The following is a 13,118-nucleotide window of genomic DNA, read 5'->3' on the forward strand; positions in this document are numbered from 1 at the left end:
AGGAAATGGCAAAAAAAATGTACTTTCCTGCCTTTCCTATTCAGAGCATTATGAATAGCAGGACAAGTTACGTTATCCTGAGATAAATGCTTCCTTGAATTGTAAATTAAAATGAGAAATTACCAACTAGTTTTAGCCTCTACATCACCATTTAGGCAAGAGATCCTCAAAAAACTACAGTTAAGCTTCATTACAGCCAAGCCAGACTGCGATGAAACGCCGCTTCCAGAGGAGACACCGCAACAGTTGGTGATGCGCCTTGCTGAAACCAAAGCTAAGTCTTGTGCTGTCGAGCAACCTAGCTTAGTCATTGGTTCTGATCAGGTTTGTGTCATTGACGGAGAGAGCATTGGTAAGCCTCATACTCGAGAAAAAGCGATCGAACAATTATCTCGTCAAAGCGGCAAGAGCATTACTTTTTATACTGGCCTTTCGGTTTGGAACAGCGAAACCAATAAAGCTGACACGCGTCTCGACACCTTTGTTGTGCATTTCCGTGATTTAACCGAACAGCAGATCATCTCTTATGTTGAGAAAGAACAGCCTTATTACTGCGCGGGCAGTTTTATGTGTGAAGGGTTAGGTATTGCGTTATTTAAGCAGATGGAAGGCAAAGATCCGAACACCTTAATCGGTTTACCACTGATCGACTTGGTCGATATGTTAGATACCCAAGGGATGAGCGTGCTTTAACTAGCGCTTACCACATTGACAGAGACTCCCTACTCCCTACTCCTTCCTTCGTCAGTCTAGGGAATACAGGAATAGCCACCCAACAAAAAAGGTTGACGATATTCGTCAACCTTTCTTATTTGTAGATACTTGATAACTAATTCAGAAAGCCTTCTTTCTTTTCGTATCTCGTATCTTTAGAAATTAAAGCTTACGCAAACCTGTGAGTGCTCTCTCTAGCCTTTTTTCCATTGGCGCCGAGATATCCATCTTCTCTTCACTACCCGGATGGGTAAACTTGATATTGGCTGCATGTAAGAACAGACGATTCAGTCCTACTTTACCCGTATAAGCATCGAAACGACGATCACCGTAGCGGTCATCCCAAGCAATTGGGTGGCCAGTGTATTGAGCATGCACACGAATTTGGTGTGTACGACCTGTAATTGGGCTAGCTTGAATCAACGTCGCCTCTTGGAATTTCTCCAAAACCTTAAAGCGGGTTTCAGAGGCTTTACCATTTGGGTTAACTCGTACAATGCTATTCACTTCATTTTTTAACAAAGGCGCGTTGACGACTTTACAGCTGTTCTTCCATTCGCCCATGACTAAAGCAAAGTAGTATTTTTGAACCGTTTTTTCACGGAACTGTGCTTGAAGGTGTCTTAGCGCCGAGCGCTTCTTAGCAACAAGCAAAATGCCTGACGTATCTCTATCGATACGGTGCACTAACTCTAGAAAACGAGCATCAGGTCGAAGAGCACGCAATGCTTCGATTGCGCCAAACTTCAGCCCACTACCACCATGAACCGCAGTGCCCGACGGTTTGTTCAAAATCAGCATGTGATCATCTTCATAAATGATGCATTGTTCTAATTCTGAAACCTTGTTGAGTTTCGTGCTTGGTACGTTCTCTTCTGTTTTCTCTTCGATAGTGACCGGAGGGATACGAACTAAATCGCCAGCTTTTAGTTTGTACTCAGCCTTGATGCGCTTTTTGTTTACGCGGACTTCGCCTTTACGCACGATTCTGTAAATCATGCTTTTCGGGATGTTTTTTAATTGGTTGCGTAAGAAGTTATCAATACGCTGACCAGCCATATCTTCGTCAATGTCGACGAATTGGACTTGGGTTCTAATTTCGCTCATTACACTATTGTATCACTGTCACTTTTGATAATTGATATTTTCTTAGCCCTATTCCAAACTTATTTATCCCTAATCCTTACCGATTTATCCCAAAATGGTCATTGAAGTTCTATATTTCTTTGATTCTTCGAACAAAAAAGCACCAAGATTCCTGCAAATTAAAATATCAATTGATAAATTATTTATAGACAGTGAGTTAGAGCTATCAAAACCCAAACAAAAACTGTTTTTTTTACAGCATTCCGACAAAGCAGATTGCTGTGTTTACCGACCGCTGCTATAGTTCACAGCTGCTATTAGTGGTTTGACTATTATTTAAACAGCTAACCATTCATAAGCAAGTAAATGAGTAGATAACTCAGATTAGACAGTGCTGCAATCGGCGTAAGACACGGTCAACTGAGTTCCTTATCGCTCTACTCACGTACGCTCATGTTGAGTATTCACCGCCACATCGCGGATCATAGGCTAACTTCCTATGATGACTGACGTGCCCCAGAGCATCCCTCTCCAGCCGGGAGGCTGCACCGATAAAGCCATGGGATCTGGCACCATGAGAAACGAAATAAAGCGATAAGAACAATGATGAAAATAAGAAAAGACAATGAGAATTTCTAAATGAAAAGAATGTTAATTAACGCAACTCAAAAAGAAGAGTTGCGTGTCGCTTTGGTTGATGGCCAGCGACTGTTCGATCTAGATATCGAAAGTCCAGGTCACGAGTCAAAGAAAGCGAATATCTACAAAGGACGTATTACCCGTATTGAACCAAGCCTAGAAGCGGCATTTGTTGATTACGGCGCAGAACGTCACGGTTTCCTCCCTCTTAAAGAAATTGCCCGCGAATACTTCCCTGAAGGTTATACATACCAAGGCCGCCCTAGCATTAAAGAAGTGCTAAGAGAAGGACAAGAAGTAATCGTACAAGTTGAGAAAGAAGAACGTGGTAGCAAAGGCGCTGCACTGACAACTTTCATCTCTTTGGCTGGTAGTTACTTAGTTCTTATGCCTAATAACCCTCGTGCTGGCGGTATTTCTCGTCGTATCGAAGGTGATGAACGCACTCAACTGAAAGCCGCATTAAGCACTCTTGAGCTACCTCAAGGCATGGGCTTAATCGTGCGTACAGCGGGTGTTGGCAAAAGTGCAGAAGAGCTAGAGTGGGACTTAAACGTTCTATTGAATCACTGGGGCGCTATCAAGCAAGCTTCTGATTCAAATGCAGCTCCTTTCCTTATTCACCAAGAAAGTAACGTTATCGTTCGCGCGATTCGTGACTATCTACGTCGTGATATTGGCGAGATTCTAATCGACAGCAACACTATTTTTGAACGTGCACAAGCGCACATTCAATTAATACGCCCAGATTTCATGAATCGCGTTAAGAAATACGATGGTGAAGTGCCACTATTCAGCCATTACCAGATTGAAAGCCAGATTGAATCTGCTTTCCAACGTGAAGTTCGTCTTCCATCTGGTGGCTCTATCGTAATCGACCCAACAGAAGCTCTGACTTCTATCGATATCAACTCTGCTCGTGCAACAAAGGGCGGCGATATCGAAGAGACAGCACTTAACACTAACTTAGAAGCAGCCGATGAAATTGCACGTCAATTACGTCTACGTGATCTAGGTGGTCTTGTTGTTATCGACTTTATCGATATGACTCCGGTTCGCCACCAACGCGAAGTAGAAAGCCGTCTACGTGATGCTGTTCGTTTAGATCGTGCACGAGTTCAGATTGGTCGTATTTCTCGCTTTGGTCTTCTAGAGATGTCTCGTCAACGTTTGAGCCCATCACTAGCAGAAGCAAGCCACCACATTTGTCCTCGTTGTACAGGTACTGGTGTTGTTCGTGATAACGAATCGCTAGCACTATCTGTTCTACGTCTGATCGAAGAAGAAGCACTAAAAGACAACACAGCGCAAGTTCTTGCTGTAGTACCTGTTCCTATCGCTTCTTACCTATTGAACGAGAAACGTCGCTCAGTAAACCACATCGAGAAGAACCAAGAAGTTAAGATCACTGTTGTTCCTAACTCTGACATGGAAACGCCGCATTTTGAGGTTATCCGTGTACGTGAAGGTGAAGAGTTCGATCTACTGTCTTACCTACTGCCTAGCAAGCTAGAAGCTCTAAAAGAAGCGGAAAGCAAAGAACCAGCAGAACAGACTATTCGTCCTAAGAAGATCGAAGAGCCAGCTCTGAAAGGTTTCGCGGCTCCAGCTCAATCAGCACCGACTCCGGCTCCAGCCCCTAAAGCTGTTGAAGAGAAGAAAGTTGAACCAGCTGCAGCAACGCAAGAACCAGGTCTAATTGGTCGTTTCTTCAAAGCTATCGGTAGCTTCTTATTTGGATCTTCAACTCAAGAAGAGAAGAAAGAAGAAGAGAAGAAAGAAGAAGAGAAGCCTAAGAACAACCGCAACAACGGCAACCGTCAACGCCGTGATCGTAACGACAATCGCCGTCGTAACCAACGTGGTGAGCGCGGTGAACGTAATGAGCGCAGCGAGCGTGGTGACAATCGTAACGAAAACCGTGACAACAAACGCCGTCGTAAGCCTGTACGTGATGAGAAGCCTGAAGAGCAAAAAGAAGCAGCTCCACAGCAAACTCGTCAGCCTCGCAAGCCTAAGCAAGATCGTCGCAACAAGCCACGTGAAGAGCAGAAGCAACAAGAAGACCAAGCTCCATCTAAATTAGCAGAAGAAGGCCTACAGCTAGCGGCAGAAGCACAAGCTGGTAAACCGGAAGCGCCTAAGGCTAAGCCTGAAGCGAAAGCAGCTAAGATTAAAGAGCGTCGCCAGCGTCGTAAGCTGAACAAGCAAGTTCGTGTTAAAGACCAACAAGCTCAAGCTGAAGACAACGCTTCGAAAGAACTATCTGTTTCAAAAGAACAGTCAGTAGCTCAAGAGCAGAAAGTTGCAGAACAAGTAGAAGCAACTCAAGCGAATACAGAGCAAACTGAACAGGAAGAGCCGAAACAACGTCGTAACCGTCGTTCTCCACGTCACCTACGTGCAAGTGGGCAACGTCGTCGTCGCGGTCGTGATCGCCGCCCTAACCCATTCCGCCTTCGTAAAGGTGGAGTAGCTTCTCCTGAGATGGCTATGGGTAAAGTGATGCCTCGCTTCATTCCAAAACCTCACCACAAGCAGACAAAACCTGAAGTGGCTGAAGTTCAAGTAGCAGCTGAAACTCAAACACCTGTTCAAGAACAGAATGATACTTTAGAGACGGCACCACAAAGCAACGTAGCTATGGCTGGCGGATTTGCATGTCCAGAGCTTGCTATGGGTAAAGTTATCATCCGTCGTGAAGATGCTGTTATTGCTGAAGAAGTGGCTACTGAAGCTCCTGCAATCATTGAAGAAGCACCAGTGGTCGTTGAGGCTGCGAAAGTTGAAGCTCCAGTGATTGTAGAAGCGACGAAAGTTGAAGCGCCTGTTGTAACAGAAGCTGTGCAAGCAGAAACAACACCAGTTGTTGAAGCTGAAGCACCTCAAGCTGAAAGTGCAAAATTTGAAGAAGTACCTGTTGTAAAAGCAGAAGCTCCTAAAGCGGCACCGAAGGCAACTGTTGCTAAGAAGCAAGCCGGCTCACCAATGACTAAAGCTCCTGGTCCACAAGAGATCAAAGAGATTGAAGTTGTTGCAGCTCCGTTCCGCACTGAGCGTTTTGTACCGAAAGGTGCAGGCAGTCAGGCAGCGTCGAACCAAGCTGGCGCAGGTATGACTAAGCCAAACTACTAGCGATTACTGATAGATAATCACAAGTAAATAGAATCAAAGGCTGCTTATTAAAGCAGCCTTTTTCATATCTACTAATCGAATAGAAATTAACAGATATATTACTCAAAGTTAGGTTCAACCTTGAACTTAATCACATTTTTGGGTAGCATTCGCGCACTTATCTTTTCGACACTTCGCTATTGCCGCTCTTTTCCATCACTGTTTGGCTACGCAATACACCTGTGTCGGTAAATCCATCTTAAGCATAGCTGAGCAAACATGTTCGAATTCCCAAAATTTTCAAAGCACTCTGTAAAGAATGACGTGCTTTCAGGTCTTACAGTAGCCCTAGCTCTGGTACCTGAAGCCGTAGCATTCGCCTTTGTTGCAGGCGTTGACCCAATGGTTGGTCTTTACGCAGCATTCATCGTAGGTTTAATCACTTCTGTCTTTGGCGGCCGTCCAGGTATGATTTCTGGTGCAACTGGCGCAATGGCCGTTGTAATGGTGAGCCTAGTGGCAACTCATGGCGTTCAATACCTATTCGCAGCCGTTATGCTGGCTGGCCTTCTTCAAATTGCAGCGGGTGTATTTAAACTAGGTAAATTTATCCGTATCGTTCCACACCCAGTAATGATTGGTTTCGTGAACGGTTTGGCAATTGTTATCTTCCTAGCTCAGCTTGGTCAATTTAAAGCGCCAGACGCAACAGGTGCGTTAACTTGGTTACCAAGCGGTCAAATGACACTAATGCTGGGTCTAGTAGCCCTTACAATGGCTATCATCCACTTTCTACCTAAGCTAACAACAGCAGTACCATCTTCATTGGTTGCTATTGTTACAGTAACGGCTTTGGTTGTGGGTCTTGACCTTGAAACTCGCACTGTTGTCGACTTCCTACGTACCATGTCTGGTGACGAAGCAGCTACGCTAGCGGGCTCTCTACCAACATTCTCAATTCCTGCTGTTCCGTTTTCTTTCGAGACACTACAGATCATCCTGCCTTACGCAATTATCCTTGCGGCTATCGGCCTGATTGAATCTCTGCTGACACTGACAGTACTAGACGAAATGACAAACACTCGTGGTCAATCTAACCGTGAATGTGTTGGTCAAGGTATGGCTAACGTAACGTGTTCTGTATTCGGTGCGATGGGTGGTTGTGCGATGATCGGTCAATCGATGATCAACGTAAACTCAGGTGGTCGTGGTCGTCTTTCAGGTATCGTAGCGGCAGTTGCACTACTGATGTTCATCCTGTTCGGTTCTGCACTGATTGAAATGATTCCTCTAGCAGCACTTGTGGGCGTAATGTTCATGGTTGTTATCGGTACATTTGAATGGGCAACCTTCAAGCTTGCGCGTCGCGTTCCTAAGCAAGACTTCTTCGTTATCGTTCTTGTTACCGTAGTAACCGTACTAACCGACCTTGCGGTCGCTGTTGGTGTGGGTGTTGTGGCTTCAGCGTTAATGTTCGCTTGGCAACATGCTAAACACATTTACGCAGATACATCAGTAAACGCTGAAGGCTCTAAAGAATACAAAGTTAACGGCCCAATCTTCTTTGGTTCAACCGCTAACTTCCTAGAGTTGTTTGACGCATACAACGATCCACAAGATGTAATCGTTGATTTCGCAAACTCACGCGTTACTGACCACTCTGCAATTGAAGCGATCGACACGATAGCTGACCGCTACGCGGCATTAGGTAAAACACTTCACCTTCGCCACTTAAGCCAAGACTGTGTTGCTATGCTGCACAAAGCGGGTAGCTTAGTTGAAGCGAACGTTGCAGAAGACCCAATCTACAAAGTAATGTCTAAGTAATTTTAGCCATCGCTTACCGTTAGATTTAGAGAGGCCGACATTGAATGTCGGCCTTTTTTATACCTGTCGTTTTATATCTATTGCGGAAACACGGAACATAGCTTCGGCGTTAAATAGATCGCAATATCGCTTCGCTAGACTCTTCAATTAAGTCCAAAACCAACTCAAAACCATTCCCTTCGCCATAATACGGATCGGGTATCTCTTGATATTGTGACTCTCCAAAGCTCAAGAATAACGCAAGCTTGTATTGGAGGTGAACCGGACACTGGCTCATTAAATCATCCAAATTTGCCTTATCAGCCGCGAGTATTAGGTCAAAGTCTTCAAAGTCATTCATCACGACTTTGCGTGACGTAATGCCTTTGAAGCTGTAACCACGTTTCTCACCTGCTGACTTTGAACGAGAGTCTGGTGGGTTACCTTGATGAAAGCCAATCGTCCCTGCAGAATCTACAATTACGTCTAGTTCTAGTTGATTAGCTTTCTTCCTCAATACTGCTTCACCTGTTGGCGAGCGACAAATATTACCCATGCAAACAACGAGTATCTTCTTCATTCGTAATCACCTGTTCTTCCGATGGTTTTTGCTATGGTTAAGTTAGGCTATGATAGGTGCAATCACAACTTAAAAGGATTTGTTATGTCGACTGAAGACAACAAAGAGCAACGCCATAAAGCAAGGCAACAGAAAGTAAAAGAACAAGTCGATGCACGTATCGCAGCCGCGCAAGAAGTGAAAGGCCTGTTGTTGGTTATCACTGGTAACGGTAAAGGTAAATCAACATCAGGGTTTGGCACCATTACTCGTGCTGTAGGTCACGGTAAGAAATGTGCGGTCGCTCAGTTTGTGAAAGGAACTTGGGATAACGGCGAAAAGAACGTTCTCCAAAAGTTGGATGTTGAATTCCAAGTCATGGGAACTGGCTTTACCTGGGAAACCCAAGACAAAACAAAAGATATTGAAGCAGCACAACGTATCTGGAAAGAATGTCAGCGTATGCTGGCTGATGAGTCCATTGACGTGATTCTGTTTGATGAGCTGACTTATATGGTGAGTTACGGCTACATCGAATTAGATGAAGTGGTAGAAGCTCTCAACAACCGCCCGAAAATGCAATCTGTGATCATTACCGGTCGTGGTGCGCATCGAACTCTGACAGAAATGGCGGACACGGTATCTGAAGTTCGTAACGTGAAGCACGCTTTCGAATCCGGTGTTAAAGCACTGCAAGGTGTCGACTGGTAATCACGTTCAACTAGAGATCCCCGACTCGGTCATTCTTCCCTCTCGAGGATGACGACTCTTCAGTGTTACTCCCCTAAATAAAGGACGAGCACCGATCGTCATTATCCCCTAGAACGAGGGACGAGTGTCATAGGTAATCTCTCGAAAGTATTGTAAGCATCCAAACAAAAGCGCCATCCCTACAGTAGGAATGGCGCTTCTTTTATAAGCGAGTCAGATAAAAATTAGTTAAAGAAACCTTTCAATAAACCATCAACCGCTTCTTTAGTCTTCTCGTCTTTGATCTTATCCGTTAGCTTATTCACTCCACGGTCGATCTCTTTCTGTGCTTTTTGTTTCAACACGTCATCAAAAACGAGCGCAAATTTCGGATCAGCCCACTGGCCTGTCACCTTAATAGGTATCGTCACATCTTTCAGGTCATCGATGTTCTTACCACCCTGACCTTCTAATGAACCAACAATTGATGTTCTTACTAGGAAGTCGACCGTTTCATTGATGAAGTTTGCTTTGCCTTGACCAGTCACACGTAACAGTGGCGACTGTGCCGATAGGTCGTTCGTTGAAACCCAACCTTTATCTACTTTCAGTGTTGCTTTCATTGCACTGAAATCAGTTTTTTGAGCTTCATCTTTGCTTTCGACTTTTTCGCCTTTGATCTTCGCGTAGTTTTCTCGAATCAGTTGAGCAACGTTAATGCCGTTCACCGCACCATCTTCGAAATTAATCGCAATCGTACCGACTAAGTTCTGTTTGATTCCTGTTGGTGTCAAGCTTTTACCTTTGACGTCAACATCGATATTACCAGTACCTTCTAGCATATTGTTTTCAGCGACATCAACCAGTAACGGCTGAACTTTCACACCTTTGATTTTCTTCTTAGCGGTGTAAGTCGCCGGTGTATTACGTGCATCTAATCGAGCTGTTGCAGAGATAGACCCATCGTAGAGATTCGATGTAAATGAGGTTAGCTCCGCGATACCACGATTAACAGAAAATGCTGTTTTAACATTCTGCATCTTCGCGTTGTTCGCTTTGAACTTATCAATCGTGATGTCACCTTTCACGTCGAGCGTTTTCAGTGCCGAAAGATCCGGTTCGACTTCTTTCGCTGGAGTCGAGCTGCCAGCATTTGACGTTGAACCACCAGCAGAATCTGAAGGCGCAGTACTCGCAGTTTCTGTTGGGTTACCTAAACCTAAAAATTCATCTAAATCAATGTTAGGGCTGTGAAGAGAAAAACGAACTTTGGGTATTTCAGATAACGTTACGTCGGCTTTACCATCTAACGCAATAGAGTTAGCTTGCAGCTTCTCTAACACAAAGATCAAGTGGCTCTTAGTTAGATCAAAGCTTAGGTCAGACAACATATCTACTTTCATTGGAGACTGAGGAAGCGTGTCGCCTTTAAATGTTGAGTCTAACGTTAATTTGTTCAGCGTTACTTTTGAAATCGCGCCATCAACCGTAAGTTCACCGCCACCTTTAAGATCAAGGTCAAGGCCTGCGGCGTTACCAACTACAGCATAAGTAAGTTGGTTTACCTTATCGAACTCAAACGTGTTCAAACCAATTTTTGCAGATTCAATCGACGTCGCAGGATCATTGAACTTAGCGTTTAGGTCAATATTGCGAAGTGCGTAACTTGCGAAGCCTTCAGCTAACTTGAATTCTGTACTGCCTTCTGCAGAGAACTTCTGTTGATTGTTCTCACCAGAAGCCGCAAATGTCGCGGTTGTCCATGTATCAACGGCAAACTCAGAAAGATTCAAAGACACATCGTATAGTTTAGTGAATGAACCCGCTTGCTTGTCGTCCATTTCAAACAATGCGTTTGATACAGTTACACCTGCAAGGTTGATCGTCCAACCCGATGCGTCTGTGGTCGTTTGTTCTTGAGGGGCAGGCGCTGATTCAGAACTTGTATCGGCTACAGGCTCAGATTCTTGAGGCGCTGACGCTTGCGTCAGTGCATCAATGTTCTTGCGACCATCTTTGAGCGTTTCTAAATAGAATTCTGCACCATCTAGGGTAATGTTGCCGATCTCTAGTTGGTTGCTAAATAGCGGAGTAACCGAAACATCAACACCAACCGTATCAACCTTAAATAGATTTGGTTGGGTGAACCCTTCAGGATTACGTAATTCAGTTTGACCAAGTTCAAAGCCAATAGATGGGAAGAATTGCCAACTGATATCACCCTCGATCACGAGCTCTAGGCCGGTGTGTTTTTGGGCTTGTTCGACAATTAATGGCTTAAATTGGTTGGGATTCACTAACAGCACTAGTGCCAGAATTGCTGCAATAACAACAAACACTGGTACAGCTATGAAAATGAGTAGTTTCTTCATCCGCATATTCCTTGCTTAGATTCCAAAAGAAAGTGGCACTATAAAAGTGCCACTGATTCGGTAAAAAATAAAGCTAAGTGAGTCACTTAGGCAAAATTTAATTCGATTAAGACTTCAACAACTTCGCAATGTGCGCTTTTAGCACATCAATCGCAATACGGTTTTTACCACCACGAGGAACGATGATGTCTGCGTGTTGTTTTGAAGGCTCGATAAACTGCATAAACATTGGACGCACTGTTTCTTGATATTGCTTAAGTACCGTGTCCATTGTACGACCACGCTCTTCTACATCACGTTTAACACGACGTAGTAGACAGATGTCTAATGGTGTATCCATAAACACACTTGCGTGCATTAGTTTACGAAGACGTGGGTCTGTTAGAAGCAGAATACCTTCTAAAATGATCACTTTCTTAGGTGTAAGTGTAGTCGTTTCAGAGGTACGTGTGTGCTCTGTGTAGCTGTATTCAGGAACTTCTACGGCGTTGCCACTCATTAGCTGCTGTAGATGTTCACATAAAAGATCATGATCTAGTGCATTTGGGTGATCGTAGTTAGTTTTAACACGCTCTTCCATACTCAAGTGGCTTTGGTCGCTGTAATAGCAATCTTCCGTGATAACACCAATTTGATGGTCGCCTACTTTTTCGCGCAATTCATTATAAATTGTACTAGCAATCAGACTTTTTCCTGAAGCTGAAGCGCCAGCGATACCTACGATGACACATTGATTATTATCAGACATTAATTTTGCACCCGATATGGTTTGGTGGTGGGAAGAGATAAACCGCCTGATTATAGGGGCTAAACAACATAGATTCTAGTCGCCATTTTAGCTAATTGCAGTCAAATTGATGATATCAATGCATTTAATGAATACAATCGTTTGCTTTCAAATAACTTACCTACAACTATTTGCACAACCCCAATGGCTATTTACCTAAATCCAAAAAGCCATTTATCTTACCAACCATTATTTACACGACATTGAGAGTGGCCAACTTTATTCAACCAAAGAAAAGTTAATCGCCTCTGGTCTCGCTTTACCCGTCCAGAACATTTTCGCCGCCACATTCTCAGCAAGCTCTAGGTAGTGACGAGTATGTTCGCTATCTGGTCGACGAACGACTGTCGGGCAACCAGCATCGATGTCTTCACGAACATCAATGTGCAGTGGGATTTGCGCTAAGATATCGAGGTAAAACTCCTCTGACATCGCTTCTGCACCACCTGCGCCAAAGATATGCTCTTTCTCACCACAGTGACTACAGATATGGTAGCTCATGTTTTCAACTAAGCCCGCCACTGGCACGCTCACTTTATCAAACATCGCGACACCTTTACGTGCGTCTGCTAACGCCAGATCTTGAGGAGTAGTAACAACAACCGCGCCTGTCACTGGAATCTGTTGTGACAATGTTAGCTGAATATCGCCGGTGCCCGGTGGCATATCGATAACTAGGTAATCCAATTCTGGCCATACGGTTTCGTTAACAAGCTGGCCTAAAGCCTTGGCCGCCATAGGGCCACGCCAGATTGCTGCATCGTCTTTCGACACAAGATAGCCAATAGAGTGAGTGAAAATGCCATGAGCCTCGATTGGCATCATCCATTTGTTGTTCTGTACTTCTGGTTTCGCGTCTAGTTGGCCGAGCATCATAGGCACTGATGGACCGTAGATATCCGCATCCAACAAACCCACTTTTGAACCAGACTTAGATAACGCGAGCGCAAGGTTTACTGAAGTCGTCGATTTACCCACCCCACCCTTTGCCGACGTCACAGCGATAATATTCTTAACACCCTTCAATGGTGTCGCGACAGTGGTTTCCAGCGCAGACGGCTTCACTTTTACTTCAAACTGAAAAGCGCTAACAAGCTGTTGTTCAATCTGAGAGTGGATCCACTGTTCCAATTCAACCGCAAGTTGATTAGCAGCAAAAGGTAAGGTGATAACAAATGATCCACGCGGATCAACCGATACAATATTTTGGTGTAGCGCCCACTCTGGTATGAGGATTGGTGACTCGAACTCATTCAACCATGAACAGAAATCTTGCTTAGAAGTAAAGTTACGCATTGGGGCTCCTTTTTTTATTTATGCTATCACCCACGAGATGAAGACTGAACCCCTA

The 13,118-nt window shown here is 44.4% G+C and carries 9 protein-coding genes; 4 read left to right on the forward strand and 5 right to left on the reverse strand.

What is annotated here, in order from left to right; genetic code table 11:
• Positions 1–111 precede the first annotated feature (111 nt).
• Positions 112–693, forward strand: a complete 582-nt coding sequence (gene maf, locus ITG09_10965) for a septum formation inhibitor Maf (protein UPR51228.1) — start codon at positions 112–114, stop codon at positions 691–693.
• A 183-nt stretch (positions 694–876) separates the two neighbouring features.
• On the opposite strand, the gene rluC is transcribed toward maf, so the two are convergent.
• A complete protein-coding gene (rluC, locus tag ITG09_10970) occupies positions 877–1,821 on the reverse strand; it encodes a 23S rRNA pseudouridine(955/2504/2580) synthase RluC (protein UPR51229.1) in 945 nt (314 codons plus the stop codon).
• A 618-nt stretch (positions 1,822–2,439) separates the two neighbouring features.
• Here rluC and rne point away from each other — a divergent pair.
• Entirely contained in the window at positions 2,440–5,574 is a 3,135-nt protein-coding gene (rne, locus tag ITG09_10975) for a ribonuclease E (GenBank protein ID UPR51230.1), read from the forward strand.
• Between the two features lie 258 nt (positions 5,575–5,832).
• The gene (locus ITG09_10980) at positions 5,833–7,380 is read left to right on the forward strand and encodes a SulP family inorganic anion transporter (GenBank protein UPR51231.1); all 1,548 of its coding nucleotides are present in this window, start codon (positions 5,833–5,835) and stop codon (positions 7,378–7,380) included.
• A gap of 109 nt (positions 7,381–7,489) precedes the next feature.
• Here the strand turns inward: ITG09_10980 and ITG09_10985 are convergent, their stop codons facing one another.
• Complete coding sequence (locus ITG09_10985) at positions 7,490–7,939, reverse strand: low molecular weight phosphotyrosine protein phosphatase (GenBank protein ID UPR51232.1); 450 nt, start codon at positions 7,937–7,939, stop codon at positions 7,490–7,492.
• Positions 7,940–8,023: 84 nt separating this feature from the next.
• Here ITG09_10985 and cobO point away from each other — a divergent pair, with 84 nt between their 5' ends.
• Positions 8,024–8,629 carry a cob(I)yrinic acid a,c-diamide adenosyltransferase gene (gene cobO, locus ITG09_10990; GenBank protein ID UPR51233.1) on the forward strand — a complete coding sequence of 202 codons (606 nt, stop codon included), beginning with the start codon at positions 8,024–8,026 and terminating at the stop codon, positions 8,627–8,629.
• Positions 8,630–8,853: 224 nt separating this feature from the next.
• Here the strand turns inward: cobO and ITG09_10995 are convergent, their stop codons facing one another.
• The 3 genes from ITG09_10995 to apbC all read right to left on the reverse strand — a co-directional run bounded on the left by ITG09_10995 (position 8,854) and on the right by apbC (position 13,063).
• Positions 8,854–10,980, reverse strand: a complete 2,127-nt coding sequence (locus ITG09_10995; GenBank protein ID UPR51234.1) for an AsmA family protein — start codon at positions 10,978–10,980, stop codon at positions 8,854–8,856.
• 106 nt (positions 10,981–11,086) lie between these two features.
• Positions 11,087–11,728 (reverse strand): uridine kinase, encoded by a 642-nt coding sequence (udk, locus tag ITG09_11000; GenBank protein ID UPR51235.1) that lies wholly within the window; start codon positions 11,726–11,728, stop codon positions 11,087–11,089.
• Between the two features lie 258 nt (positions 11,729–11,986).
• A complete protein-coding gene (gene apbC / locus ITG09_11005; protein UPR51236.1) occupies positions 11,987–13,063 on the reverse strand; it encodes an iron-sulfur cluster carrier protein ApbC in 1,077 nt (358 codons plus the stop codon).
• Positions 13,064–13,118: the final 55 nt, after the last annotated feature.

The organism is Vibrio cyclitrophicus (genome assembly GCA_023206055.1).
In the GTDB taxonomy this organism is placed as follows: Bacteria; Pseudomonadota; Gammaproteobacteria; order Enterobacterales; family Vibrionaceae; genus Vibrio; species Vibrio cyclitrophicus_A.

What these genes read in the sequence shown, in the direction of transcription:
- maf (UPR51228.1), top strand. Translation starts at nt 112, where the DNA reads ATGAGAAATTACCAACTAGTTTTAGCCTCTACATCACCATTTAGGCAA.
- rluC (UPR51229.1), bottom strand. Translation starts at nt 1,821, where the DNA reads ATGAGCGAAATTAGAACCCAAGTCCAATTCGTCGACATTGACGAAGAT.
- rne (UPR51230.1), top strand. Translation starts at nt 2,440, where the DNA reads ATGAAAAGAATGTTAATTAACGCAACTCAAAAAGAAGAGTTGCGTGTC.
- ITG09_10980 (UPR51231.1), top strand. Translation starts at nt 5,833, where the DNA reads ATGTTCGAATTCCCAAAATTTTCAAAGCACTCTGTAAAGAATGACGTG.
- ITG09_10985 (UPR51232.1), bottom strand. Translation starts at nt 7,939, where the DNA reads ATGAAGAAGATACTCGTTGTTTGCATGGGTAATATTTGTCGCTCGCCA.
- cobO (UPR51233.1), top strand. Translation starts at nt 8,024, where the DNA reads ATGTCGACTGAAGACAACAAAGAGCAACGCCATAAAGCAAGGCAACAG.
- ITG09_10995 (UPR51234.1), bottom strand. Translation starts at nt 10,980, where the DNA reads ATGAAGAAACTACTCATTTTCATAGCTGTACCAGTGTTTGTTGTTATT.
- udk (UPR51235.1), bottom strand. Translation starts at nt 11,728, where the DNA reads ATGTCTGATAATAATCAATGTGTCATCGTAGGTATCGCTGGCGCTTCA.
- apbC (UPR51236.1), bottom strand. Translation starts at nt 13,063, where the DNA reads ATGCGTAACTTTACTTCTAAGCAAGATTTCTGTTCATGGTTGAATGAG.